This is a genomic window from Pseudolabrys taiwanensis (genome assembly GCF_003367395.1).
In the GTDB taxonomy this organism is placed as follows: domain Bacteria; phylum Pseudomonadota; class Alphaproteobacteria; order Rhizobiales; family Xanthobacteraceae; genus Pseudolabrys; species Pseudolabrys taiwanensis.
Map to the genome: position 1 here is coordinate 5426835 of NZ_CP031417.1, position 26572 is coordinate 5453406.

Here is a 26572-nt window from a genome sequence, read left to right on the forward strand (position 1 = left end):
CGTTGTGTTAGATGGTGTGCCGCGCGTGGGGCGGCGCCGTGAAGCGACCCGATTCATGGAGGAGTGATGGTGCGGCCGCGGGTGAGAGGCGCCCGTGCAAGGCAACAGGCGGCTGTTCGCGCGCGATTAGCCAAAGACAGGTCCTTCGTTGTCGCCTAAAATAAGTCATTCATCGCACAACGAGACACCCGTGCTGCAAAAGACGAAGAACAAAAAATCCGGCGACCCGACCAAACGCCTTATCGTCGGCATCAGCGGTGCGTCGGGCGCGATCTACGGCATCCGCCTGCTCGAGCTTCTGCGCGAGACGGAGATCGAAACACACGTCATCATCTCGCGCGCCGCGCAGATGACGATCGCCACGGAAACCGACCTGAAGGTCGCCGACATCGAGGCGCTGGCCGACGTGGTGCATCCGAACCAGGATGTCGGCGCGGCCTGCTCCAGCGGTTCGTTCCAGAATCTCGGCATGGTAATCGCGCCGTGCTCGGTGAAGACCTTGTCCGAGATCGCTTCCGGCGTGACCGCCAATCTTATTTCGCGTGCGGCCGATGTGGCGCTCAAGGAACGGCGGCGCGTGGTGCTGATGCTGCGCGAGACGCCGCTGCATCTCGGCCATATCCGCAGCATGGCGGCGGTGACCGAAGCCGGCGCCATCGTCTACCCGCCGGTGCCGGCCTTCTATGCCAAGCCGCAATCGCTTGAAGACATGGTCGATCACTCGCTCGGCCGCGTGCTCGACCTGTTCGACATCAATCTCGGCACGGTGCGGCGCTGGAGCGGACTGAAGAAAAAGGCCAAGGCCGATTAAGGCCGGCCCGCCGCCGTCAGCGTGGCGCGCTCAAGCCGCCTGCAAGAGGCGACGAGCGGTCGGAAAAGGAATGCAGCGTGCTCGATTGCGACAATGCATTCTGGCGGTTCTCCTTGGCGGTCTATGCCCAGCCGGGCGTCGGCGCGGAATGTCTGGCGCTGCAAGGGGCGCTTGATATCGATGTGAACGTGCTGCTGTTCTGCGCCTGGCTCGGCGCGGAGCGAAAGCTTGTCCTCGGCGACGAAGCTCTGGCCGCGATCGATGCTGGCGTGTTGGGCTGGCACGAATCCGTCGTGCGGCCGCTGCGCGCGGTGCGGCAGACGATGAAGCCGATGCCGGAGATGGCCGACGAGGCTGTGAAGGCCTTGCGCAAGGAAGTCGCGGCGGTCGAGCTGCGCGCAGAGCAGATCGAGCAGGCGAGGCTGTTCGAGATGGCGGACACAGTCGCGCACGGTGCGACCGTCGAAGTGGGCGATGCCGTGGAGGCCAACGTCGCCGCCTTTCTGCGCCGCCACGCCAAGGGCGCCGAAAGCCCTTCACCGCCGCGTCTTCTCATTGCGGCTGCAGCGGCTTACCGGCCCGATCCTCAAAGGCTCTGACAACGATCGAGCCCGCGCCTCGTGTCGGCGCGGGCTAGAACCGCCTGGGCTTCTCAGGGCAGACGAGAGCGTTCGTCTATTCGCCCTTGATGTCGAACTCGCGCACGAACTGGATGTACTTCTTGTGCTGGTCCGCGAGGAAGGCCCCGAACGGCGCGCCGCACGACAGCGACGTGACCAGGCCCTGGCTCTTCACCTTTTCCTTCACGTCGGGCAGATCCATCGCGGCGGTGAACTGCTTGATGAGTTCGTCCGTGACGTTCTTCGGCGTACCCTTCGGGGCGACGAAGCCGAACCAGACGCTCGCCTCGATGTCCTTGAAGCCCAGTTCGGCAAGCGAGGGAACGTCGGGCAGCAGCGGCGTGCGCTTGTTCGCCGGAACGGCGATTGCCCGCAGGCCGCCCGCATCGATCTGCGCACGCAGGTCGGAGTAATTGGCGATCACCGCGGTGATGTGGCCGCTCAGCGCGGCGTTCATCGCCGGCGGGCTGCCGGCATAGGGCACGTAAGTGAGGTCGACCTTGGCGTCGCGGCGAAGCAGTTCGCCGGCGATGTGCACGATTGAGGCGGGTCCCGTGCTGCCATAGGTGACGGCGCCGGCTTTCGCCTTTGCCGCTTTCAGGAAGTCGTCCAGGTTCTTGATGTCGGACTTGCCGCCGACTGCGAGGACGGCCGGCGTATCGGCGACGAAGCACAAGGGTTCGAAGCTGTCGACCGGATGATAGTGCACGCTGGGATGTAGTACGGCGCTCAGGACGTAAGGATTCTCGACCAGCAGCAGCGTTGTGCCGTCCGGGGTCGCGCGCGCCGCAAACTCGGTGCCGACGATCGAGCCGGCGCCCGGCCGGTCCTCAACGATGATCGTCGAGCCGGTCTTTTCCGAGACCGACTGCGCCAGCACACGGGCCAGCACGTCGCCCGCACCGCCCGCCGGATAGGGCACAATAATGCGAATGTTCTTGGGCAGGTTCTGTGCGCCGGCAACGGCCGGCAACATCAGGGCAGCGATCAAACTCAAAGCAGCAAACTTCAGCCTACGCACGATCTGTTCCCTTCATCGGCTATTTTTATGGTTGTTCAGTCTGGCGTCGGCGGCCCGCGCGTCCGTCGGTGGTGACAGGCACGCGGCACCGCACGGCGTCATTTCGGCTTGTCGGCCCACTGTTGCAGCAGTGGTGTGGCCTTGGGGTCCACAGGCTGCGGGACCGATTGGAGATAGGCGTAGATGTCGGCGAGGTCGCTATCGGAGAGGATCTCGCGACGATAGGGCGGCATCGGGCCGTCCGAATTGCGCACGAAGTTGCTGATGGCCTCGAGCGGAACGGGATCGGGCGCGAGCCGCGGTCCGGTCACCGCGCCCTGGCCTTGCGTGCCGTGGCACTCCCAGCAGCCCTTCTGGATGAACAGCGACTTCCCGTGGTCGGCCGAGGCGGCCTGCGCAGCGGTCGACAGCGCGGTCACGGCGGCAGCGAGCACAATGACGAATGTCTTGGTTTGCATGGACGAGCCCTCAGCGCGGTTGTGTCACGACGTCGACAAGGGCCGGCTCGCCGGCCTTCACCACTTCCACGGCGCGTTTGAGCGCCGGCGCGAGTTCGTTCGGATCGCTGATGGGTCCGCTCGCCCACCATCCCATCGACTGCGCGAGTTTGGCGTAGTCGATGTTCGGTCCAACGATCTGCGTGCCGATCGGGCCATTGGGGAGGGGGCGGTTGCGGCGATCCGCCATGCGCTGAACGTGCATGACTTCCTGATGGTAGCCGCGATTGTTGTGCATCACGTTGAGCAGCGGGATGTGATGATGCGCGGCAGTCCAGAGCACGCCCGGCGCATACATCATGTCGCCGTCGGTCTGGATGTTGACCGAGAGGCGGCCATGGGCGCGGTTAGCGAGCGCGGCGCCCACGGCGGCGGGTGCGCCGTAACCCATGCCGTAGCCGCCCGGGCCGCCGATGAAATGATAGTGCTTTTCCATCGGCCACAAGCGCGTCGGCCATGCGCTTATCATGCGGTCGGAGCCGACCAGCGACCAGTCCGCGTCCTTGATCTGCGCCCAGAGCTCGGCGGAAAGCCGCGCCGTGCTGATCGGGCTCGCGTCCCACGCATAGCCGGCGGCCTTCAGCGTGCGCGCACGCGTCTCGCTCCAGGCTTTGCGCATCGCATCGCCGCGCGCATCGATGGCGCCCTTGCGGTCGGCGGACAGGGCGCGCTTCACTTCCTCGATCAGTGCGGGCAGCGTCGCCTCCGCGTCGGCCGCGATCGATACGTCGACGGACTGGAAGCGTTGGAAGTCCTGGAAGTTCGACTTCAGGTAATAGTCGCGCGCGCTAATGCTGATGAGCTTGGCACCCGCTTTGGTCTTCGGGTTCTGGGTGTATTCGCCGTTGTCGACGAAGGCGTTCACGGTGCCGAAGAAGTCGGACAGCTCGAGGCCCATGATCACATCGGCGTTGTGAATGAGAACCTGGGCGCGCCCGGTCTGACACAGGTAATGCGTTGTCGGCATGTTAAGCCGGTTGAGCTGGTCGACCACCGGGGCGTTGAGCAGTTCGGCAAGCTGTACCAGCAGGCCCATGCCGGCCGGGGTGCGCGCCAGACGATCGGCGACGATCACCGGGTTTTCGGCATTGGCGAGCAGGCGCGCGGCCTCGCGCACGGCGTTCGTGTCGCCTTGGGGCGGGGCGGTCGGCGCGTAGCGCGGAATCTTGAGCTTGTCGCGGTTTTCCAGCGCCTCTTCCTGCAGACCGGCGTCGAGCGCGATCATCACCGGCTCGTGGGGCGCGGTCATCGACAGTTTGTAGGCGCGGACGAAGGATTCCGCGAAGTGTTGCGCGGAGACCGGCATGTCGTCCCATTTGACGTAGTCGCGCACGATGCTGCCGATGTCCTGCGCCGAATGATAGGTCGGCACCAGCGGCGTGCGCTTGGCGGCGTCGAGATCGTTGCCGCCGATGATGACGATCGGCACCTGGTCGCACCAGGCGTTGTAGACCGCCATGGAGGCGTGCTGCAGGCCGACCGTGCCGTGGCAGAGCACCAGCATCGGCTTGCCGGCGATCTTGAAGTAGCCGTGCGCCATCGCGACCGAGGATTCCTCATGCATGCAGGTGAGGAGTTCCGGCGTCTTGTTGCCGCCGTGGGTGATGAGCGACTCGTGCAGGCCGCGGAAACTGTCGGCCGGATTTGCGGCGACGTAGTCGATATTGAAGGTCTTGATGACGTCGACCATGAAATCCGAGGTCGGCGTGCCCTTCACCGGTAACTGATCGGCGGGAGCGGCGGTCTCGGCTGCGGCGGTCTTGGCCGACGGCGGCAACGCCGACGGCTTGGCCGGCGAGGCCGTTGCGGCCGGCGCGGCGGCGGCGGCCGTGATCTCGGTGGCAGCGGCGGCGGCCGTGATCTCGGTGGCGGCGGCGGCGGCGCCGACGGCAACACCACCCATGAAGCCGCGCCGGCTCACGCCGGGACGCGATGTTCGAGCCATTTTCATCTCCCTTGTCAGGACGTCCACGCAACGCTCGTCACGTGGGTCGATTGTGAAATCGAGAGTCTTGTTATCGAGCATCACGTCAGTAATTGCGTGCAGCGGCGGCGGTTACTTCTTCTTCAGTCCCTTCATCTCGTGCACCACCTTCGCCCAGCGTTCGGTCTCGCTGGCGATGTATTTGCGGAAGTCGTCCGGACTGCCGCCCAAGGCGTCGAGTCCTTGGGCATGGAGTTGCTTGAGCACCTCCGGATCCTTCAGCGCTTCGTTGGCCGTGCTCGAAAGCTTGTCGATGATCGCCGCGTCCGTTCCGGTTGGCGCAAGGATGCCGAACCAGACGCCGGTGTCGAAGCCGGGCAGGGCAGCTTCTGAAATCGTAGGCAACTCCGGCGCGATGCTTGCGCGCTTTGCCTGGGTCGTAGCGAGGGCGCGGACGCTACTTTGCTTGAGAAAGCCGGCAACCGTCGATGCCGGCGAAAACATGACCTGGATGCGGCCGGCGATAAGGTCCGTCACCGTTTGCGCGCTACCGGGATACAAGACGCCGGTCATCTGAACGCTGGCCATCTGCTGAAACAGCTCGGCGGTCATATGCGGTCCGCTGCCCAAACCGGATGCCCCAAAGAGTAGCTCATTGGGCTTGGCCTTCGCCAAGGCGATCAGCTCCTTCACGTTTTTGGCTTCGACTTGCGAATTGACGACGAGGATGTTCGGAATCGATCCGACCAGCACGACAGGCGCGAGATCCTTCTGAAAGTCGGGGCCCTTGCCCGGCATCAGCGTGGTGTTGATTGTCGCCGCGATGGTTGCGAGGAGGAGCGTGTATCCGTCCTTCGGCGCGCGCGCGACGTATTCGTTGGCGATCATGCTGCTCGCGCCGGGACGATTCTCGACGATCACCGATTGGCCGAGCCGGTTGCCGAGCGCCTGCGCGATGATGCGGCCCGCGACGTCGCCGCTCGAACCGGCGGCAAAACCGACGATGAGGCGGATCGGACGGTTTGGATAAGTCTGTGCGCTCGCCGCGCCCGACATCGCGCACAGAAAAGCGAACGCGGTGCAAATCATCCGATGATAGAGCGCCATTTTGAATCCTCCCTCGAGGTGGCGGCTTTGTGCGGCCGCCGCCGGCACAAGGCCCTTTCTTTTATCGTATGATTGTCATACAAGAATACATTCGTCTACCCCTTTTGCCGAGTTCGAACGAATGTTGCGTGAGATCGCCACCGCCCGGGACGGAGCCCGGCTGAGTTATGAATTGCATAAGGGCGCGGGGCGTGGACGCTGCGTGCTCGTGCATTCTTTGGCTATGGATGCGAGCTTTTGGCACCGCGTGCTGCCTTACGTGCAGGACTACGCCGACGTCCTTCTTTACGACTGCCGCGGGCACGGGCGCTCCGACAAGCCGGATGGGTTCCATCCCGTCGAGCGGCACGCGGACGATTTGTGCGATTTGCTCGACGCGGTCGGCTGGAACAAGGCCGTCGTCGCGGGTGCGTCGATGGGGGGCTGCATCGCGCTCGCCTTTGCGGCGCATTATCCGCAACGCGTGGCCGGGCTGGGACTGTTCGACACGACGGCCTGGTACGGCGCCGACGCGCCGAAGCAGTGGGAAGAGCGTGGCCAGAAAGGTGTGACCGAAGGCATGGCGGCTCTCGTGCCGTTCCAGAAGTCGCGCTGGGTGACCGAGCGCTTTCTCGCGGAGCATCCCGACGTCATCGAGCGGGCCGTTGCCGTCTTCCTTGCGAACGACCCGCAGGCTTATCTCCAGACATGCCGCATGCTCGGCGCGGCGGACATGCGCAAGCTTCCGGCATTCGATTTCGCGACCCGCATCGTCGTCGGCATCGAAGACTATGCAACGCCGGTCGCCATGGCCGAAGCCATGCGGGATCTCATTCCCGGCGCGACGCTGACCGTATTCGACAACGCGCGGCATCTGACGCCGCTCGAATGCCCCGACCGGATCGGCGACGAACTGAAGCTGTTGTTGCAAGGCGCGAAAGCAAATTGATCATCAAGAGGGTGAGTTATCGCCCCTTCGAGTCGAGAGGAATCGTTCATGCCGTCTGATGTTCGCGTTATCGCCTTTCCCGGCGCTCCCAATCTGCCGGTGTTCGCGGCGCTCGAGCGCGGTTACTTCGCCGAGGAAGGCGTCGACGTCGCGCTGACGACGACACCGAGCTCGGTGTTCCAGATGGAGAAGTTCAACGAGGGCGCGTTCGACATCGCCTTTACGGCCTTCGACAATATTGTCGCCTATCGCGAGGGCATGGGCGCGGTGCCTCTAAGCAATGCAAGCGATTTCCGTGTCATCATGGGCGCGACGCAGGTCGAGCTGAGCGCGATCACCGCGCCCGATATCAAGCAGGCGGCCGATCTGCGCGGCAAGACGTTGGCGCTCGACGCGGTCGGCACGGGCTTCGCCTTCGTGCTTTACGCGATGCTCGAGCAACTCGGGCTCGGTGCGAAGGATTATACGCCGGTTGCGGTCGGCGCGACGCCGGAGCGATGGAAGTCGGTCCAGGAGGGCGCGCACGCCGGCACGATCACCATCGAGCCGTTCACGAGCATCGCGGCCAAAGCGGGCTTCAATGTGCTGCGTAAGAGCACGGACGCCTTCCCGGCCTATCAGGGCGGCATCGTCGCGACCCGTCAAAGCTGGGCCGTCGAGAATGCGGAAGCCGTGCGTGCCTTCATTCGCGGCTATTTGAAAGGGCTCGCGTGGACGCTGACGCCGGAGAATCGTGCTGCGGCGGCCGTGCTGCTGCAGGCGAAAATGCCGGAGATCAAGCCGGGTGTCGTCGATGCCGTGCTGGCCAGCGTGTTGTCGCCGCGTTCCGGTCTGACGCCGCAAGCGGCGATCCGGCCCGAGGGCATGCAGCGGGTTTTGGATCTGCGGTCGCAGTGGGGCGGAAGCGGCCGGCGCCTGAGCGGGTTCGACAAATATACCGACCTGTCATTCTACGAGGCAGCCCGTAGCGGGACGTGACGGACGCCACAACGAGACTTCTATGAGTGAGTTCAAGCTCAACGAGCGCCTCCTGAAGGCCGTCGGCAAGCCGCTGCGCCGCAAGGAGGACCTGCGCCTTCTCACGGGCAAGGGTCGCTTCACCGACGACTTCAACCTGCCCGGCCAGGTGTGGGCCGCGATGGTTCGTTCGCCGCATCCGCATGCGAAGATCAACAGCATCGACAAGACCGCGGCGCTGGCAATGCCCGGCGTGCTGGCCGTCTATACGGGTGCCAATTGCATCGCCGACGGACTGAAGCCCATTCCGCATAGCCCGGTGCCGTCGACGCGCTACGACGTGAAGTTGACCGGCCGCGGCGGCACGAAGATCTTCATCGGCGCGCATGACGTACTGCCGCCCGACAAAGTGCGTCATGTCGGCGAGGCGGTCGCCATGGTCGTCGCCGAGACGCGGGCGCAGGCTTATGCGGCGGCGGAGGCGGTCGAGGTCGATTACGAGCCGCTGCCGTCGGTGGCCGACTCACGGCAGGCGCTGAGTCCCGACGCGCCGAAGCTCTACGACGAGATGCAGGACAACGTGCTCGTCGACGCCAAGTTCGGCGATTCGGAGAATACCGAGAAGGCCTTCGCGCGCGCCGCGCATGTCGTGTCGATGCAGACGCATATCGGCCGCGTCACCGGCGTGCCGCTGGAGCCGCGGGCCTCGCTTGCGTTCTATGATCCCGCCGACGGCCGCTACACGCTGTATGCCGGCTCGGGCGGCGCGGTGAAGCAGAAATACGAGATCGCCGGCGTGCTCGGTGTCGAGCCCAAGGATGTGCGCATCATCGCGCTCGACATCGGCGGCAATTTCGGCACGCGCAACCGCGCCTTCGTCGAGTTTGGCCTAGTTTGCTACGCCTCGAAGAAGCTCGGCAAGCCGGTGAAATTCCGCGCCGAGCGGACCGAGTCCTTCCTGACCGACTATCAGGGCCGCGATCTGTTCGTCGATATTTCGCTGGCGCTCGATAAGGACGGCAAGTTTCTTGCCATCAAGACGGCGAACCTGAGCAATGTCGGCTCGCGCTGCGTTTCGCTCTCGCCGCTGAGCAAAGGGTCGGGCCTCATTACCGGCTCGTACAACATACCGTACGCGACGCTGCATGCGCAGGCGGTCTATACCAACACCATGCCGACGCAGGCCTACCGGAGTTCGGGTCGGCCGGAGGTGACCTTCGCCATCGAGCGCCTGATCGACAAGGCGGCGCGGGAACTGGGCTTCGACCGTCTCGACTTACGCCGGCGCAATCTCGTGACGCCCGAGCAGATGCCGTACACCAACGCGACCGGCATGAACTACGACAGCGGCGAGTACGAAGCGAACATGGACCGCCTGCTCGCGCTGGCGGATTGGCCCGGTGTCGAGGAGCGGCGCAAGGAAGCGCGCAGCCGTGGCAAGATCCTCGGTGTCGGCTTCTCGAACTACGTCGAGTCCTCGATCGGGTCGCCCAAGGAACGCGCCGACCTGATCGTCCATGCCGACAGCGTCGAACTCGTTATCGGCACGCAGCCGGCGGGCCAGGGACACGAGACGAGTTTTGCGCAGGTGACGGCGGACCTGCTTGGGCTGCCGTTCGACAGCGTCAACGTGACCCTCGGCGACACCGATATCGTGTCCGCCGGCGGCGGCACGCATTCGGGCCGCTCGATGCGCCACGCCAGCACGGTGATCGCGCTGGCCAGCGGCGATCTTATCGCCAAAGGCGAAAAGCTCGCCGCGCATATCTTCGGCGTGCCGATCGAGGAGGTGACGTTCGAGGACGGCATTTTCCGCGTCGCCGATCGCAACATCTCGCTGAGCTGGTTCGATCTTGCCGCCCGTTCGAACGGTCCCGATATCCCGGCTGACCTGCGCGGCGGCCTCAAGGTCCGGCGCGACAACGAGATGCACACGCCGGTGTTTCCGAACGGCGCCTGCTGCTGCGAGATCGAGATCGATATCGAAACCGGCGGCCTCGAGATCGTGCGCTATTCGACGGTCGACGATGTCGGCCGCTGCATCAATCCGCTGATCGTGCACGGCCAGACGCATGGCGGCATTGCCCAGGGTGTCGGCCAGGCGCTGTGGGAGGATTTCCATATCGATCCGGAGTCCGGCATCCCGACCGCGGGCTCGTTCATGGACTACGGCATGCCGCGCTTCGACAACATGCCGAGCTTCAAGACGCAGATCGTGGAGGTGCTGTCGCCGACCAATCCGTTCGGCGTGAAGGCCGGCGGCGAGGGCGGCACGACGCCGGCGCCGGCCGTGATCATGAGCGCGATCGAGGACGGCCTGAAGGAGTTCAGGCCGTTCGAGCTCGAATTGCCGATCACCTCGCTCAAGGTATGGACGATCATTCAACACGGCCGCCAGCGGCAGAAGGAGGCGCGGGCATGACGGTCGTCTCGATGACGGTCAACGGCGCGCCGGTGTCGCAGGATGTCCCTGACGAGACGCTGCTCGCTTTTTTCCTGCGGGAGCATCTTGGGCTGACCGGCACGCATGTCGGCTGCGACACAACGCAGTGCGGCTGCTGTGTCGTCCACCTCGATGGCCGGTCGGTCAAATCCTGTACCGTCTTGGCGGCGCATGCCGACGGGGCGAATGTGACGACCGTCGAAGGGCTGGCCAAGGATGGCCTGCTCAGTCCGATGCAGCAGGCCTTTCGCGATATGCACGCCCTGCAATGCGGGTACTGCACGCCCGGCATGGTAATGGCCGCCGCCAACCTGGTCGAGACCTACAAAGGCGAACTGACCGAAGCGGTGGTGCGCGAGGAGATGGAGGGCAACCTCTGCCGCTGCACCGGCTACCACAACATCGTCAAGGCGATCCTCGCCGTCGCGCACGGTGAGGTGACGCCGCACGACAAGGTGGAGGGCTGAGCCATGGCTCTCCAGCCATTTCGCCTGCTGCGTCCGACGTCGCTGGCCGAGGCAAAGGAGTTGCGCGCGGCGAACGGCGAGGCGTCGTTCCTGTCGGGCGGGCACACGTTGCTGCCGACCATGAAGCAAGGATTGGCGCGGCCGCCGGTCGTCATCGACCTCACGCGGATCGACAGCCTGCGCGGCATCGATGCATCGGCAAACGCCATCACCATCGGCGCCACCACCTTGCATGCGGATGTCGCGGCGTCGCAGGTGGTGCGGACAAAAATTCCCGTGCTGGCCGGGCTTGCGGGCTCGATCGGCGACCGGCATGTGCGCAACCGCGGCACCATCGGCGGCTCGCTTGCCAATAACGACCCGGCTGCGGATTATCCCGCCGCTGCATTGGGGCTCGGCGCGACCATCGTCACCGACCGGCGCGAGCTTGTGGCCGACGATTACTTCGTCAACTTGTTCGAGACGGCGCTTGCGCCCGATGAGATGATCACGCGGATCGTGTTTCCGACCCCCGATATCGCTGGCTACGCGAAATTCCGTCATCCGGCGTCGCGTTATTCGATCGCCGGGGTGTTCGTCTCGCGGAAGGGAGCAGACGTCCGCGTTGCCGTCACAGGCGCGGGCGAGCGCGGCGTGTTCCGGGTGACGGCCTTCGAGCAGGCGCTGGCGAAGGATTTCCGCGCCGAGGCTCTCGAAGGCCTCGCGGTCGATCCCTCGGGGTTGCTCGAGGATCTGATCGCGACCAAGGAATATCGCGCACACCTCATTCACGTGATGGCGCGCCGCGCCCTGGGCAATCTCGGTACGACGCAGTCCTATAAATAGAAGGAACGATCGCCATGGCTGACGCGCCAGCCGACCTGCAGGAACACCTCGCCCGGCTGACCGCACGCGGCCTTGTCACGCGCATCGATCGTCCGATCAACAAAGACACCGAGTTGCATCCGCTCGCACGCTGGCAGTTCCAGGGCGGCTTGCGCGACGAGGAGCGCCGGGCCTTTCTGTTCACCAACGTGACGGGCGCGCAGGGCGAGCACTACGATATCCCGGTGCTGGTCGGCGGGCTTGCCGCTTCGCCCGAAATCTATGCCGCCGGTCTCGGCGTGCCGGTGGAGGATATCGGCAAGGTCTGGGTGCGGGCGATGGCCGAGCCCATTGCGCCGGTACTGGTCGATACCGCGCCGTGTCAGGAAGTGGTGCAGACGGGCGAAGCGCTTCGGACCGAAGGTCTGGCGCGTCTGCCCGTGCCGATCTCGACCCCGGGTTTCGACGCTGCGCCATATCTGACGGCGACTTTGTGCGTCACCAAGGATCCCGACAACAACATCCAGAACATGGGCACGTACCGGGCGGCGCTGAAGGCGAACGACCGGCTGGGCGTGCGGATGGCGTCGCGGCTCAGCGGCGCCGGCGGCTATCTGCATTGGGAAAAGTACAAGAAGCTGGGCAAGCCGATGCCCTGCGCGATCGTCCTGGGTTGCGCGCCGGCGGTGCTGTTCACTGGACCGCAGAAGCTGCCGGTGGATGTCGACGAGATGGCGGTGGCCGGCGGTCTTATGGGCAAGCCGGTGCGGACGGTGCGCTGCAAGACCATCGATCTGGTGGTGCCGGCGGATGCCGAGTTCGTCATCGAAGGGCTGATCGACACGGATCTGCTGGAACCGGAAGGTCCGTTCGGCGAGAGCCACGGCCATGTCGCCCTCGAAGACTTCAACATGTCGATGACGGTGACGGCGATCACGCATAAGCGTAAGCCCGTCTTCATCTCGATCATCAGCCAGGTGACGCCGAGCGAGTCGTCGGTGCTCAAGAAGGTCGCCTATGAGCCGATGTATCTCGAGCATCTGCGGCAGGTGCTGGGTATCCGCGGCGTCAAGCGCGTGGTCATGCATGAGCCGCTGACCAACCTGCGCAAGGTCATCTTCGTGCAATTCGCGCGCGGCACGCCGAAGCCGGAGGTATGGCGCGGCATGCAAGGCGCCGCGACCCTGCAGGCCCAATGCGGCAAGCTGGTCATCGGTGTATCCGAGGACATCGATCCGGAGAACGCCAATGCGATCTTCTGGTCGCTCGCCTACCGCTCCGATTTCACCGAGGACCTGCTGGTCACGCCATATCGTTCGAGCGGTCACGGGCCGAAGTCCGGCCGGGCGGCGATGGAAGGCACGCTGCTCATCGACGCCACGCTCAAGCACGACATGCCGCCGCTGGCGCTGCCGGCGGAAGCCTTCATGACGCAGGCCAAGGCGATCTGGGAGGAGTTGGGGCTGCCGCGCATCGTGCCGCAATCGCCCTGGCACGGCTACCAGCTCGGCGACTGGTCGGAAGAGTGGAGCGGCTTTGCAGACGCGGCCGTGGCCGGCGCGTGGCGCCAGACCGGCGAATCGACTTACCGTCGTCGCCATGGCAATTTGAAGCCGGAAACGCCCGTTCGCGCCGTCGAATCGGGCAAGAAGTGAGCGCACGCGCGAGGGATTGAGAGAGAGAGATGGCCAAAGGGGCAACCAGACTGGTCGCGATCAGCGGACAAGGCGAGCCTCAAGCGCGCCGCTCCGCTGGCGCCCGTCAGAAGTCGGCCGGGGATACCGCCGCCGCGCCGGTCGTCCGTCTCGCGCCGTTGCGGCAGCCTTCGGCCCCCTTGCGCAACAAGATCATCGCTGCATTGCGTAGCGCGATCGAGACCGGCCTGCTTGTCCCCGGGCAGCGGCTGATTGAGAAGGATTTGTGCGACCAACTGGCCGTCAGCCGCACGTCCCTGCGCGAGGCGCTGCGCGAACTGCAGGCTGAGGGTATCCTCGAATACAACTCGAGCCGTGGTCTCTCGGTCAGCCGCATCTCCATCGACGACGCAAAGAACGCCTATCGCATTCGCGCGGTCCTCGAGGCGCTCGCGGTCGAGCAATTCATCGAGCATGCCGATGATGCGCAGCTCAAGGAACTGCGTCAGGAAGGCGAACGGCTGAAGCGGGCCTATCGCGGCGGCGTCCTCGATGAGATTTTGCTGGCTAAGCGCACGTTCTACGATCGCATCTGTGCTGGCGCTAAGAACCCGATCGCCTTCGATATGATCAACCGGCTGGTGCTGCGGACGTCGAGCCTGCGGAAGGTGTCGCTGTCACGAAAGGCCCGGCATCAGCAAAGCATCGCCGAGATCGAAGCGTTGCTTGACGCGATCCAGCGCCGCGACGCACGGCGGGCGCGGGCCGCGGCCATCGAGCACGTCAACAATTCCGCCCTGTCGGCATTGGGCGAGGCGGTCCAATAGCCGGCCGGCTGTGGAACCGGCCCGGCCGGTTTGACAGCAATTATTGAACTAAGTATTTGAAAACGCGGCGGGACGGGCTTTTTTTAAAGCAACGGCTGTCACCGCGCGGTGTTGTACGCCCCGAGATTGGTGCCGCGCGGGCTGGAACTGCTAATAAAAACAATGGGGGCTGGGTAGGAGACGCGCCGCGTGATTGCCATCGAGCAGCTTCGTTACGTCCGTCTGGGGACACCCGATCTTGCGGCGGCAACCGACTTTGCGCAGCGCATCCTCGGCCTGCAGATCGTCGACAAAGGCCCCGACCAGGTCTTTTTCCGTTCCGACTATCGCGATCACACGCTGGTCTATGTCCGCGCCGACAAGCCTTCCTGTGCCGTCGCGTTGGAACTGCGTGATCTCGAGACCTTGGCCGCGGCCGAAAAGGCTCTCGCCGCCGAGGGCTACAAGGTCACGCGCGGCAGCGCCGAGGAGGCCGAGCGGCGCAAGGTCAAATATTTCGCCTCATTCGCGGATCGCAGCGGCAACGTGTTCGAACTCGTGGTGCGCCCGCTGCAGTCGGGCTGGCGCTATTTCCCCGAGCGTGACGCGGGCATCCTAGGTCTGGAAGACGTCGCTTTGCGCTCGACCGCCAACGGCGCGGACGAGGCACTGTGGACCAAGGTCTTCAACGGTCGTGTGAGCGACTGGGTAGGCGATGCGGCCTACATCCGCTTCGACGACGCGCATCATCGGCTGGCCTTCCATCCGTCGAACCGCGGCGGTCCGCTCGCCATCGAATACGCGGTCGAGGATGTCGATCTGCTGATGCAGAACAGCTATTTCCTGCGGGCGGCGCAGGTGCGCATCGTCGACGGCCCCGGCCGCCGCCCGTCCTCCAATCAATTGTTCCTCACCTTCGCCGGCCCGGATGGCGTGCTGTTCAGCTATGTCGCCGAAGGCGCTAAGATCGCCGACGAAGAAAAGCACCGGGCTCGCCAGTTCGCCAAGAACCGCGGTTCCTTCTGCGCGTGGGGCAGCGACTGCGAGATTCCGGAACTGCAGGGTTAGGAGCGCGATCATGATCAAGCTGCAGGACGTCTCTTACGTTCGGCTCGGCACGGCCGATCTCGAAGGCTCGACGCGTTTCGCCACCGAATTTCTCGGCTTGGAAATCGCCGAGCGCAGCAAGGACGGCATCTATTTCAAGTCGGACGAGCGCGAACATACCCTGTTCTACTTCGAGGGCGATCCGCGCGATCATGTCGCCGCCTTCGAAGTCGGCTCGCGCGAGGATCTCGAGAGCGCGGCGCGTGAACTGGAGGCGCTGGGCCATGCCGTTCACGGCGGCACCGCGGCGGAAGCCGAGGCGCGCAAGGTCAAGGACTTCATCGCCTTCAACGATCCGAGCGGCAACCGCATCGAACTCGTTTGGCGGCCGGCCTATAGCGGGCAGCGCTACCACGGCCTGCGCGATGCCGGCATCACCGGCTTCAGTCACATCGGCCTGTGCAGCACCGACCCGGCGCGCGATGAAATGTTCTGGACCCGCGTCTGCAATGCCCGTGTCAGCGACCGCATTGGTGAAGCGCCGCTTCTGCGCATCGACGAGGTACATCACACCATCGCGCTGTTTCCGTCGCCGACGAAAGGCATCCAGCACATCAACCATCAGGTTGAGAGCGGCGACGACGTGATGCGCTCGTTCAACTTCCTCAACGACCGGCAGGTGCGCATGGTTTTCGGCCCGGGCCGGCATCCGACCTCGTCGGCGCGCTTCCTTTATTTCGAAGGCCCGGACGGCATGGTGTTCGAATATTCGTCGGGCGTGAAGTCGATCGCCGACGAGCTGCTTTACCGGGAGCACCAGTATCCCTTCGATCCGAAGGGCTTCTGCAAATGGGGCGCCAAACCCAACATTCCGGAATTCCAGAAGTAAGGCGCGCAGGCGCTCTGCTCCGGTCTCCGTTCGTCCCCGCGAAAGCGGGGACCCAGCTTGAAGTGGCAGCCTCGCATTGGGCGCTGGAGTCCCGCTTGCACGGGGAATGAGCGGAGCATGTTTCAACGTCAGTGGGTCACGACCTAGAATCCGCCGCGGCCGCCGCCCATACCCATGCCGCCGCCACCGCCGCCCCTATGGCCGCCACCCCGGGGCGCGGCCTTCTCGGGCGTGCCGCTGATCTCCTGCGGCGTCACGCGGCAATCGTGGTTGGTGTCGTAGCGCGCGAAGAACGGGCTGGGCTTGTCGACGAACTCCGCCCGGCTCACGCGCCGGTCGTGATTGTCGTCGAAGTAGGACATATCGGCGTCGGCGAAGAGCGGCTCCATTTTCTGGAGGCTTCGGAATTCCGTCGCGTCCAGAAAGCCGTCCGCGTTCTTATCGGCCAGCGTGAAGAGGCGGTTCGCGTATTGCCGCCATTCGTCGCAGGTCAGCGTGCCATCGTGGTTCGCATCCCAACGCGCCATCGATGCGACGAACGGATCGGGCGCAGGAGCCCGGCCTGGCGGTCCTCCCAGGCCTGGCGTTTGCGCCTGCGCAAGCACAGCTGACAGTGCCACCAACACCCCGCCGGTCAATAACGACAGTCGAAAAGGACGGCGGCGATCCGGGAACGGGCGCATCGTTTAACTCGCTTTGGCGACGGACCCGCCGCACTGAGGATTTGATTGGGGCCGAACTATGCGTGACGACGCAAACTCGCCCTCCTGTTACAGAGCGGAAACCAAATAAGCGAGGATGCAGCGAAGTGGTGCTGCGGCGGTCGCGTCAGTTGGTGGGAACGCGCAAGGATCAGTCTCATCCTGACGTTAATATGTGCAGTGCGGCATCGTGCCCACAGTTGCATCGGCCGAATTCTTTAGTATCATTTATAATACAAAGTGACGCCGGGCCCTTCCGGCGCGGGGTGGTGAACATTCGTCATGGCTGAGCCAAGAGTCGTTATCGTCGGTGCCGGTCCGGTCGGGTTGACCGCAGCCCTGTTGTTTGGCCGCAGCGGCATTCGGGTGACCCTGCTCGAGGCCGAAGCCGCGGTGTCGGAAGAGCTGCGCGCCTCCACCTTCCATCCGCCGACGCTCGATATGCTGGCGCCGTACGGCATCACCGCGCGGATGCTGGCCGAGGGGCTGATCTGTCCGACCTGGCAGATAAGGATGCATCCGTCGGGCGAGCGCGCTGTGTTCGATCTCAACGTACTGCGTGACGAAACCGATCATCCTTACCGGTTGCAATGCGAGCAATCGAAGTTCGGTCAATACCTCGTCGACGCGTTGCGTGACGTGCTGGAGGTGACGCTGCGCTTTTCGACCAAGGTTACCGATGTCACCCAGGACGGCGACAAGGTGAAGGTGGTCGCCGCGTCAGCCGATGGCGAAGAGGTTCTCTTTGCCGATTACGTGATCGGCGCCGATGGTGCGCGCAGCACGGTGCGCCGCTGCCTCGGCATCGAGATGGACGGCGACATCTATCCGGAAACGACCATCCTCGCGACCACGCACTTTCCGTTCCACGAGTATTTGGACGGTCTCTCGAACGTCTCGTACTGCTGGAAACCGAATGGCACCTTTAGTCTGCTGCGGCTCCCCGACGTCTGGCGCGTGAGTCTGCATCCGCCGGAAGGCATGTCCACCGAGGAGGCGCTGCAGCCGGACCCGCAGCAGGAGATGTTGCACGATATCGTGCCGGATGCCGGCCCGATCGACGTGCTGCAAACGCGGCCCTACCGCATCCACCGCCGGCTTGCCGACACCTATCGCAACGGGCGCGTGCTGCTGGCGGGCGACGCGGCGCATCTCAACAGCCCGTCTGGCGGCATGGGCATGAACGGCGGCATCCACGACGCGTTCAATCTCTGCGAGAAACTGATCGCGGTGTTGCGCGGAGAGGCGGGCGACGAACTTCTCGATCGCTATGAACGTCAGCGCCGGCCGATCGCGGCGGAAGAGATCATCCAGCAGGCCGACCGCAACCGCGCGCGCATGCGCGAACGCGACCCGTCGCGGCGCCAGACGATTCTGGAGGACTTGCAGCGCACCACATCCGATTCAGCAAAGCTGAAAGCCTATTTGCTGAAATCGTCGATGATTGACGGCCTCAGACGTGCCGCTGTGATCGAGTAGCGCATTCCATCATTGTTCAGGCTGCCGGGAAAAGGAAAATCTATGACATCGAGACTCGTCCGGCTTTCGGCTGCCTTCACCGTGGGGCTCGTGCTCGCCTTCGCGTCGTTCGTCGCACCGAGCGTCGCAGATGACGATGCCTATCCGTCGCGTCCGATCACGGTCATCGTGCCGTTCCCGCCCGGGGGCTCCTCGGACATCATCATGCGCATCGCCTCGCAAAAGGCGTCTGAAATCCTCAAACAGCCGATCATCATCGAGAACCGGCCGGGCGGCGCCGGCAATGTGGCGGCCGTCGTCATCAAGCATGCGACGCCCGATGGTTATCTGTTGATGATGGGCCACACCGGCACGCATGCGGTCAATCCGTCGCTCTACACCAATCTTGCCTTCGACCCCGTCAAGGACTTCCAGCCTGTCGTACCTTTGATTTCCTTCAACAACATCTTGCTGGTGCCGGCGGACAGCCCGGCAAAGTCGGTCAAGGATCTCGTCGCGCTCGCCAAATCGAAGCCTGAAGGCCTCAGCTACGGCTCACAGGGCATCGGCACCGGCGGCCACCTGCTGGGCGAGTTGCTGGCCAAACACGCCGGCATCAAGCTCCTGCACGTGCCCTATCGCGGTATCGCGCCGGCCGTGACCGACGCGGTCGCCGGCCGCGTCGACATGATCTTTTCCTCCTATATCTCGTCCGCGGGCTACATCGAAAGCGGCAAGCTGCGCATGCTGGCGACCAGCGGCACGGTGCGTCACCCGCGCATACCCGACGTCCCGACGATGGCGGAGTCCGGCTACCCGGACGTTCATATGGAGCAATGGTTCGGTCTGTTCGCGCCGGCGGGGACGCCGCGTCCGATCGTCGACAAGCTCAACGCCGCCTATGTCGCTTCGCTCAACAGCGATGCCGTCAAGGATCGCGTCGTGCCGCAGGTTGCCACTGTGATACCGGGTACGCCCGAGGATCTCGAGGCCATGATGAAGCGCGACATCGTGCGGCTGGGCAAGGTCGTGAAAGAATCCGGCGCCCAGGTGCCGCAATAAACGGTCAACAGCATGTCGCTTGAATACGCGCCGCGCGGCCTCATCGGCATGCTGACGCCGCAGGCCAACACGACGGTTGAACCGGAGTTCAACCTGCTGTGGCCCGAGGGCTTCGCCATGATCAACGCGCGGCTGATGAGCGATGGAAAGTCGCTGAGCGCCCGGTTGATCGACTATTTCGACCAATACGATGCCTCGTTGCGGCAATTCGCTAATGCGCCTATTGGCGTCGCGGCGGCGGCCTGCACCGGTGCTTCGTATCTTGCGGGCCGGGTGAAAGAGGCGGCGCTGGTGGCCGACATCGAGGCCCGGCACGGTTATCCCTTCGTCACCGCCGCGCTGGCGGTGGTCGATGCCTTGCACGCCTTGGACGCGCGGCGCATTGGTCTGGTGTCGCCTTATCCAGACGATCTGAACGCTGCGAGCATCGCCTATTGGCGGACCCACGGCTTCGAGGTGGGGGACGTCGCTCGCACGCTCAACGACGACAGTACGTTTCATCCGATCTACAGCCTGAGTGGATCGAGCGCGGGCCGCGCTTTGCAGGAGCTCGAGCAAAAGCCACTCGATGCGATCGTGATGCTGGGCACCGGCATGCCGACGCTCCGCCCCATCGCCGCGTCGATCGGCTGGCGCGGGGCGCCGGTGATGTCATGCAATCTTTGCTTGGCGTGGCGGGCCGTGACCGTGCTCGACAAGACAGCGCCGAGTGCCGACACGCTTGCCCCATGGCTGAAGGGCGACCCTTGGGTTGCGCGTCTCAGCGTGCGGCAATGACGCGTCGGATATCGCCCTTCGGCTCCGTCCAGACGAGTTCGCCGCGATCGACCATGTAATTGACGTGTGCCAGCACTTCGCTGAAAGCAAAGCTCATCTCGTGCGGCGTCAGCGTGTGGTGGAAAACGACTGGCACCAGATCGGCCGCTGAATGTGGCGCGTCCGCGCAAGCCTCCGCGATGGCGGCGCAGCGTAGTCCGTGATGCGCGATCAATTCGTCGATGCGCGTGTGAAGCCGGTAAAATGGCAATTGATGGCCCGGCAGGACGAACGCATCCTCCGGCAGCGTCGCGCGGAGCGATTTCAACGAGCGTAGATAGAGCCCGAGCGGATTGCCCTCCGGCTCCACGGCCCAGACGCTGATGTTCGGTGAGATTTTCGCGAGCACCTGGTCGGCGGAGAGAAACAGCTTCTCCTCCGCGCAATAGAGCATCACCTGCTCGGGCGCATGGCCATCGCCGGTCAGCACCGCGAAGGAGCGGCCGCCGATCTTCAGCGTGTCGCCGGCGACGACGCGCCGGAACGTCGGCGGGAGGCCCGTGACCATGGTCAGATAGTCGTGGCCGCGCGTCGACACGAGCCGCGTCGTCTCAGCGTCCAGACCGTGACGCAGATAGAAGTTGCGGTAGACATCGGCCTCCAGCGCGCCGGGGCTGAGCGAGATGTTGTCGCAGCCGAGGTAGGTGGTCTCGCTGGTGACGAGCGGCACGTCGCAGCGCTGCGTCAGCCAGCCGGCGAGACCGATATGATCGGGATGATAATGCGTGACGATCAGGCGCGTCAGTTTGTGGCCGCGTAAGGGCCCGGCGAGCAGATCTTCCCAGACCGCGCGCGTGAGATCGTCGCCGAGGCCGGTATCGACCGCGGCCCAGCCGTCGCCGTCCTCGATGAGGAAGATGTTGACGTGGTTCAGCCGGAACGGAAGCGGGATCCGGGCCCAGAGGATGCCCGGGGCGACCTCCAGGACTTGGCCAGGTTCGGGCGGGACCGGGAGGGGAAAATGCAGGCTTGTCTCAGGCTTGTTCATGCCCTCCGTCTTAGGCCCTTATCGGCCCGCGGGCGAGCCCCGGAAATGCATGGGTAGGACGGCAGCATCACCCCAACCTCCGCTCATTGCCGCTGAACAGGCTAAACCGCTGCCAGCTTCGCCGTCTCGCCCACGCGGGCCTTGAACCGCGGCAGCACCTCGCGCATCAGTCGCTCCATCGACGCGCGCACGATCGGCTGCGCCAGGAGGCCGAAATTGTGCAGCGTCGAGACGTGGCGCACGCCCATGCGGTGCAGCGCCACGAGTTTATCGGCGACGGTGTCGACCGAGCCGAACAGGTGCAGCTCGTTTTTCATGGCATCGTCATAGGTCGACTTGCGTGCGTAGAGGCGGGTGTCGACGTAAAGGTTGAAGGCTTTCTCGGCATCGCGCCGCGCGGCCGCATCGCTCTCAGCGACATGGGTGTGCAGCGTCACCACGGTGTCGTCGTCGTTCGCAGACGTGCCGTTGTCGGCCATGTTACTTTCAGACCTGCCGCGCCGGTATTCGGCCACGAGATCGCCGATCTGGTCGAAGTGCTCGAGCGAGGCATAAGGCACGCACATCAGGTTGTTGCCTTGTTTACCGATGTGGAAGGCGGCCTCGCGCCGCAGCACCGCGACATAGATCGGCACCTCGCGTTGGATCGGTACGACGTTGAGCGCCACGGCGTCGATGTCAGTGAACTTGCCTTTGGCGGTGACGCGCTCGCCACTCAGCAGGCGCCGCACGATCGCGAGGTTCTCGTCGAAACGGTCGCGCTTCTCGGCCGGGTCGACGGCGTAGCCCGCGAACTCGTGCGGCAGATAGCCGGAGCCGACGCCGTAGACCAGCCGCCCGCCCGAGAGGATGTCGACCATGGCGTAGCTCTCCGCCACCGTCAGCGGGTTATGAAAGGTGAGGATCGAGATGGCGGTGCCGAGCCTCAGACGCTGCGTGCGCTGCGCGAGGCTCGACAGCATGATCGCCGGATTGGGCACGACCCCGTATTCGTGGAAGTGATGCTCGGCGACCCAGAAGGTGTCGTAGCCGAGTTTGTCGGCCAGTTCCGCCTGCGCGATGATCTCGCCATAGAGCTGCGGCACCGTACGGGCGCCGGACGGGTAATGGTCCTGGACCGAGAAGATCGACAGCTTCATGGCGTTCCTCAGTTCTTGTTGTTGACGAAGTTCCACACCTTGGCCGGCGCTTCCCAGTGAGCGTTGTGGCCGGCGCCGTCGATCGCGCGCGCCGCGGCATCGATCGTCTGCATCTGCGTAAGCGTCACCATCGGGTCTCTGGCGCCGGCTGCTAGCCGCAGCGGCGCCGCCGCGAGCTTCAGCAGCGCGGGGATGGAAGGGCCGACGCTGCCAAAAGCGCGCGGATCCATCGCGACCTGCCATTGTCCCTCGCTGCCGCCGATGCCCGAGGCCGCCGTCTCGGAGTCGGGATCGACGAGGCCGATGAGGCCGGAGATCTTGAGGAAGCGGTCGACCGCCTCGGCACGTGTCGTGAAAGAACGCGCCGGCCGCAACGACAGTTCGCGCGCTTTGCCTTCTTCCTCCGGCGTCCAAACGAGCTTCACGCCGAAGGCCGCGACGTCGGCCACATGCGGTCCATACCAACCGGTTGCGACGAGCGCAGCCACCACGCCGCCCATGGAGTGGCCGACGAGCGTGACGTTGCCCGGCTCCTCGCTTTCGATCAGGCCGGCGATGTCGGCGGCGTGCATCGCATAGCCGTAAGGCCCGTGCATCACGGAACGGCCGTGGCCGCGCAGATCGGGCGCGAGCCAGCGGCCGGGCCAATGATCGCCGGCGATCGCCAGCATGCGCGACCACACCGCACGGTTGGCTCCTAAGCCGTGGATCAGCACCGCGAGCTTCTCGCCGCGCCCGCCGCGTGTCGCGCTCAAGCCGCGCCGGGAGATGAGGTCGTCGGTCATAGTACGCCTCTTAGTGTGGTCGAAGAGCGTCGCCGCATACGCCGCTCATTCCCGCGCAAGCGGGAATCCAGCGCTGGGTCCCCGCTTTCGCGGGGACGAGCGGCATGTGGGGTGCGATCCGGCCAATCATCATCACAATCCCAGATAGGCTTCGCGCACACGCGGATCGTGGGCCAGGCTGGCGCTTTCACCCGACAGCACGATGCGTCCGGTCTCCAGCACATAGGCGCGGTCGGCGATGGCCAGCGCCGCGTTGACGTTCTGCTCGACCAGCAGAATGGTCATGCCCTCCTTGCGTAGCGCCACGACGGTATCGAGGATCTGGTCGACCAGCACCGGCGCAAGCCCCATCGACGGCTCGTCGAGCAGCAACAGCCGCGGGTCGCTCATCAGTGCGCGACCCATCGCCAGCATCTGCTGCTGACCGCCCGAGAGCGTGCCGGCGGCGGTGTGGCGCTTGCCGGCAAGCGCGGGGAACAGCGTGTAAACACGCTCCATCGCGTGCGGCAGGTCGGCGGCGTGGCGGCGGAAAGCCCCGAGCTTGAGATTGTCCTCGACCGACAGCGGCGCGAACACCTGCCGCGCCTCGGGCACCTGGGCGACGCCGCGCGCGACGCGTAAGTGCGCCGGCAGGCGGTCGAGCGGTGCGCCGTCGAACAGGATGCGGCCCTTGGTCTGCGGCAAGATGCCGGAGATGACGCGCATCAAGGTCGTCTTGCCGGCGCCATTGCTGCCGATCAAGGTAACGATCTCGCCGCGGCCGACGTCGAGCGAGACGCCGTGCAGCACTTCGATGCGGCCGTAGCGGCAGGTGATGTCGGCGACGCTAAGCACGCGCCGCCTCCCGTTGTCCGTGCTTGCCGAGATAGGCCTCGATCACGCTCGGATTCGCGCGGACCTCGGCGGCGGTGCCTTCAGCGATGGTGCGGCCCTGATCGAGCACGTGGATGCGGTGGGAGATCTTCATCACCAGCTTCATGTCGTGCTCGACCAGCACGACGGTGACGCCGCGCGCGGCGATCTTCTGGATCACATCGTCGATCTCGGCGGTCTCGACCGGATTGCAGCCGGCGGCCGGCTCGTCGAGCAGCAACACTTTCGGTTCGGTGGCGAGGGCGCGGGCGATCTCGAGTCGGCGCAAGGCGCCGTAGGGCAGCGTGCCGGCGGGGCGCTCGGTCATGTCACGCAAGCCCACGAATGCCATCAGCTCCTCGGCCTTCTCCCGCGTGACGCGGTTCTGCCTGAGCACCGACGGCAAGGTGAACAGATGCGCGACGACATTGCGCCGCTCGTGCAGGTGGCGGCCGACCATCACGTTCTCGGCGGCGCTCATGCGGAAGAATATCTGCAGGTTCTGGAAGGTGCGCGACAGCCCGCGCCGGGCGAGAAGATGCGGCGGCAGGCCGGTGACGTCCTCGCCATGAAGCGCGACGCGGCCGCTGCTCGGCGCGTAGAGACCGGAGATGATGTTGAACAACGTTGTCTTGCCGGCGCCGTTCGGGCCGATGATGGCGAAGATCTCGCCCGGGTCGACCTTGAGCGACACATTCGACAGCGCGTTGATGCCGCCGAAGCTGATGCTGATGTTCGAGGCTGCCAGCACGCTCACCTCCGCGTCAGGCGCGCGGCGAGCGCGGGCACGATGCCGGACGGCAGGAAGATCATCACCAGCATCATGATGAGGCCGAGCGCGATGTGTTCGTACTCGTGCAACACGGTCAGCACCTGCGGCAGCAGCACCAAGAGCGCCGCGCCGACGATGCTGCCGAAGATGGAGCCGAGGCCGCCGAGCACGGCCATGGTGACGAATTCGATCGAGCGCAGGAAGCCGGCGGTGATCGGCGTCACCAAGCCGTCGAACAGCGCGAGATAGGCGCCGGCGATGGCGGCGTAGACGGCCGAGATGACGAAGGCGATGAGCTTGTAGCGGGCGACGTCGACGCCGAGCACGCGCGCGGCGGTTTCGCTATCGTGGATGGCGCGCAAGGCCCGGCCGGTGGGGCTGGCGATGAGGTTCGCCGCGATCCAGGCGCCGATCACCAAAGTGATACCGGCGATCCAGTACCACATGCGTGGACCGAAGACGCGGAAGCCGAAGACTTCGAGGCGTGGCACCGGCATGCCATCCGGGCCGCCCGTCCAGGCAGACTCGTTGGTGAAGACGAGCGCGATCAGCAGGCCGAGGCCGAGCGTCGCCACAGCGAGATAGTGACCGCGCAAGCGCAGGATCGGCCGGCCGACGAGGAAGGCCATCAGGCCTGCGGCCGCGGCACCGATGATGAGCGCGGCCCAGGACGGGATGCCGAGATGCGTCGGACCGATCGCCACGGCGTAGGCGCCAATGCCGAAGAAGCCAGCATGGCCAAGGCTCACTTGGCCGGCAAAGCCCATCAAGAGATTAAGCCCGACAACGGCGATGGCGAAGATCGCAACCAGCGCGGCGACGCGCAGGTAGTAGACCGACGGTAAGACGAGCGGCAGCACCGCGACGATCACCGCCAGCAGCACGACGACGGCGTAGGGGCTGTCGAAGAAGCGCCGCATCATGGGGCTTCTCCGAAATATCTTCCGCTCGTCCCCGCGCAAGCGGGGACCCAGCGCTGGATTCCTGCTTGCGCGGGAATGAGCGGAGACCGGTTCGGACTTCGGAAAGCGGGGAGAAAATGAACCATCACTAAACCCGCTCCACGCCGGCGCGGCCGAACAGGCCCTGCGGCATCACAAACAGCACCAGCAGGATGACGAGGAAGCCGATGGCGTCCTTGTAGCCCGACGAGATGTAGCCGGCGCCGAAAGCTTCCAGCAGGCCGACCAGCAGGCCGCCGACCACCGCGCCGAGTGGATTGCCCATGCCGCCCAGCATGGCGGCGGCGATGCCCTTGAGCGCGAGCAGCGTGCCGGCGTCGTAGCTCGTCAACGTGATCGGCGTTGCCAGCACGCCGCCAATGGCGCCGATAGCGGCGGACACCGCGAAGGAGAGTGCGACGACCGCACCCGTGTTGATGCCGACCAGCTTGGCCGCGGTGCGGTTGGCGGCGGTGGCGAGGATCGCCTTGCCCGTCAGCGTCATGGTCACGAACACCCACAGCGCCAGGACGATCAACCCGGCGCCGATCAGCACGATCACGCTCTGCGGCAGGAGCGCCGCGCCGCCGACGATCCATGGCGCATCGCCGGCGAAGGGTTTCAGCGAATGGAAGTTCTTGTCGAACACCAGGCTGGCGACACCGCGCATCAGGATCGACGCGCCGATGGTGATGATGATGAGGCTGACGGCCGAGGCGCCGCGCGCCGGCGCGATGCCGAGCCAATAGAGCGCGAGCCCGACCACGATCGCGACAGCAACCGCAAGCAGGGCTGCGAGCGGCAGCGGCACGCCGGCGGCGGTCGCGAACACCGTGACCATGCCGCCCAGCATGACGAACTCGCCTTGCGCGAAATTCAGCACATCGGAGGCGTTGTAAATGAGCGTAAAGCCGAGCGCGACCAGGGCGTAGATCGCGCCCACGGTCAGCCCGGAGAAAAGGAACTGCAGGAATTCGGACATATCCACCTCTGTCCCTCCCCCGCTTGCGGGGGAGGGTGGTCGGCGAAGCCGACCGGGTGGGGGCTATTTGAAAAACGACCCCACCCGGCTGCTCGCTTCGCTCGCAGCCACCCTCCCCTTT

At 65.0% G+C, this 26572-nt stretch carries 26 protein-coding genes; 14 read left to right on the forward strand and 12 right to left on the reverse strand.

What is annotated here, in order from left to right:
- The first annotated feature begins 190 nt into the window (after positions 1-190).
- Positions 191-811, forward strand: a complete 621-nt coding sequence (locus DW352_RS25810) for a UbiX family flavin prenyltransferase (protein WP_281011363.1) — start codon at positions 191-193, stop codon at positions 809-811.
- A 77-nt stretch (positions 812-888) separates the two neighbouring features.
- Positions 889-1410, forward strand: coding sequence for a TIGR02444 family protein (locus tag DW352_RS25815; protein WP_162827207.1), 522 nt, complete (start codon positions 889-891; stop codon positions 1408-1410).
- A 76-nt stretch (positions 1411-1486) separates the two neighbouring features.
- On the opposite strand, the gene DW352_RS25820 is transcribed toward DW352_RS25815, so the two are convergent.
- The 4 genes from DW352_RS25820 to DW352_RS25840 all read right to left on the reverse strand — a co-directional run bounded on the left by DW352_RS25820 (position 1487) and on the right by DW352_RS25840 (position 5980).
- Positions 1487-2452, reverse strand: coding sequence for a Bug family tripartite tricarboxylate transporter substrate binding protein (locus DW352_RS25820; protein WP_162827208.1), 966 nt, complete (start codon positions 2450-2452; stop codon positions 1487-1489).
- Positions 2453-2550: 98 nt separating this feature from the next.
- A complete protein-coding gene (locus DW352_RS25825; RefSeq protein WP_115694022.1) occupies positions 2551-2910 on the reverse strand; it encodes a c-type cytochrome in 360 nt (119 codons plus the stop codon).
- A gap of 10 nt (positions 2911-2920) precedes the next feature.
- Positions 2921-4894, reverse strand: coding sequence for a thiamine pyrophosphate-binding protein (locus DW352_RS25830; RefSeq protein ID WP_162827209.1), 1974 nt, complete (start codon positions 4892-4894; stop codon positions 2921-2923).
- A 111-nt stretch (positions 4895-5005) separates the two neighbouring features.
- On the reverse strand, positions 5006-5980 hold the full coding sequence (locus tag DW352_RS25840) for a tripartite tricarboxylate transporter substrate binding protein (RefSeq protein ID WP_115694025.1): 975 nt from the start codon (positions 5978-5980) through the stop codon (positions 5006-5008).
- 223 nt (positions 5981-6203) lie between these two features.
- On the opposite strand from DW352_RS25840, the gene DW352_RS25845 reads away from it, so the two are divergent.
- The 9 genes from DW352_RS25845 (at position 6204) to DW352_RS25885 (ending at position 15955) form a co-directional block, all read left to right on the forward strand.
- Positions 6204-6908 (forward strand): alpha/beta fold hydrolase, encoded by a 705-nt coding sequence (locus DW352_RS25845; protein ID WP_245434253.1) that lies wholly within the window; start codon positions 6204-6206, stop codon positions 6906-6908.
- Positions 6909-6956: 48 nt separating this feature from the next.
- Complete coding sequence (locus DW352_RS25850) at positions 6957-7886, forward strand: ABC transporter substrate-binding protein (RefSeq protein ID WP_115694027.1); 930 nt, start codon at positions 6957-6959, stop codon at positions 7884-7886.
- 22 nt (positions 7887-7908) lie between these two features.
- Positions 7909-10287: a xanthine dehydrogenase family protein molybdopterin-binding subunit gene (locus DW352_RS25855; protein WP_115694028.1), complete on the forward strand. Its 2379-nt coding sequence runs from the start codon at positions 7909-7911 to the stop codon at positions 10285-10287.
- Positions 10284-10775 (forward strand): (2Fe-2S)-binding protein, encoded by a 492-nt coding sequence (locus tag DW352_RS25860; RefSeq protein ID WP_115694029.1) that lies wholly within the window; start codon positions 10284-10286, stop codon positions 10773-10775. Before DW352_RS25855 ends, DW352_RS25860 begins: the two co-directional genes overlap by 4 nt.
- 3 nt (positions 10776-10778) lie before the next feature.
- Positions 10779-11600: an FAD binding domain-containing protein gene (locus DW352_RS25865; RefSeq protein WP_115694030.1), complete on the forward strand. Its 822-nt coding sequence runs from the start codon at positions 10779-10781 to the stop codon at positions 11598-11600.
- A 14-nt stretch (positions 11601-11614) separates the two neighbouring features.
- Entirely contained in the window at positions 11615-13234 is a 1620-nt protein-coding gene (locus DW352_RS25870) for a UbiD family decarboxylase (protein WP_115694031.1), read from the forward strand.
- 29 nt (positions 13235-13263) lie between these two features.
- Positions 13264-14040, forward strand: a complete 777-nt coding sequence (locus DW352_RS25875) for a GntR family transcriptional regulator (protein ID WP_115694032.1) — start codon at positions 13264-13266, stop codon at positions 14038-14040.
- 189 nt (positions 14041-14229) lie between these two features.
- Positions 14230-15087, forward strand: coding sequence for a VOC family protein (locus tag DW352_RS25880; RefSeq protein ID WP_115694033.1), 858 nt, complete (start codon positions 14230-14232; stop codon positions 15085-15087).
- A gap of 10 nt (positions 15088-15097) precedes the next feature.
- Positions 15098-15955, forward strand: coding sequence for a VOC family protein (locus DW352_RS25885; protein WP_115694034.1), 858 nt, complete (start codon positions 15098-15100; stop codon positions 15953-15955).
- 143 nt (positions 15956-16098) lie between these two features.
- Here DW352_RS25885 and DW352_RS25890 read toward each other — a convergent pair whose 3' ends face one another.
- Positions 16099-16638, reverse strand: coding sequence for an EF-hand domain-containing protein (locus DW352_RS25890; RefSeq protein ID WP_115694035.1), 540 nt, complete (start codon positions 16636-16638; stop codon positions 16099-16101).
- A gap of 300 nt (positions 16639-16938) precedes the next feature.
- On the opposite strand from DW352_RS25890, the gene DW352_RS25895 reads away from it, so the two are divergent.
- From DW352_RS25895 to DW352_RS25905, 3 genes are read left to right on the forward strand one after another with little or no spacing between them, the layout of a single operon-like run.
- Positions 16939-18135, forward strand: a complete 1197-nt coding sequence (locus tag DW352_RS25895; RefSeq protein WP_115694036.1) for an FAD-dependent oxidoreductase — start codon at positions 16939-16941, stop codon at positions 18133-18135.
- 42 nt (positions 18136-18177) lie between these two features.
- Positions 18178-19176, forward strand: a complete 999-nt coding sequence (locus DW352_RS25900; protein ID WP_115694037.1) for a Bug family tripartite tricarboxylate transporter substrate binding protein — start codon at positions 18178-18180, stop codon at positions 19174-19176.
- A 12-nt stretch (positions 19177-19188) separates the two neighbouring features.
- Positions 19189-19953 carry a maleate cis-trans isomerase family protein gene (locus tag DW352_RS25905; protein ID WP_115694038.1) on the forward strand — a complete coding sequence of 255 codons (765 nt, stop codon included), beginning with the start codon at positions 19189-19191 and terminating at the stop codon, positions 19951-19953.
- Here DW352_RS25905 and DW352_RS25910 read toward each other — a convergent pair.
- The 7 genes from DW352_RS25910 to DW352_RS25940 form a co-directional block, all read right to left on the reverse strand.
- The gene (locus DW352_RS25910) at positions 19937-20980 is read right to left on the reverse strand and encodes an MBL fold metallo-hydrolase (protein WP_115694039.1); all 1044 of its coding nucleotides are present in this window, start codon (positions 20978-20980) and stop codon (positions 19937-19939) included. The genes DW352_RS25905 and DW352_RS25910 overlap by 17 nt on opposite strands.
- A gap of 101 nt (positions 20981-21081) precedes the next feature.
- Positions 21082-22119, reverse strand: a complete 1038-nt coding sequence (locus DW352_RS25915; protein ID WP_115694040.1) for an LLM class flavin-dependent oxidoreductase — start codon at positions 22117-22119, stop codon at positions 21082-21084.
- A gap of 8 nt (positions 22120-22127) precedes the next feature.
- Positions 22128-22904, reverse strand: a complete 777-nt coding sequence (locus DW352_RS25920) for an alpha/beta fold hydrolase (RefSeq protein ID WP_115694041.1) — start codon at positions 22902-22904, stop codon at positions 22128-22130.
- 132 nt (positions 22905-23036) lie between these two features.
- Complete coding sequence (locus DW352_RS25925; RefSeq protein WP_115694042.1) at positions 23037-23738, reverse strand: ABC transporter ATP-binding protein; 702 nt, start codon at positions 23736-23738, stop codon at positions 23037-23039.
- Entirely contained in the window at positions 23731-24513 is a 783-nt protein-coding gene (locus DW352_RS25930; protein WP_115694043.1) for an ABC transporter ATP-binding protein, read from the reverse strand. Before DW352_RS25930 ends, DW352_RS25925 begins: the two co-directional genes overlap by 8 nt.
- Positions 24510-25448, reverse strand: a complete 939-nt coding sequence (locus tag DW352_RS25935) for a branched-chain amino acid ABC transporter permease (protein WP_115694609.1) — start codon at positions 25446-25448, stop codon at positions 24510-24512. The genes DW352_RS25930 and DW352_RS25935 overlap by 4 nt, the downstream gene beginning before the upstream one ends.
- A 130-nt stretch (positions 25449-25578) precedes the next feature.
- Positions 25579-26451, reverse strand: a complete 873-nt coding sequence (locus DW352_RS25940) for a branched-chain amino acid ABC transporter permease (protein WP_115694044.1) — start codon at positions 26449-26451, stop codon at positions 25579-25581.
- Positions 26452-26572: the final 121 nt, after the last annotated feature.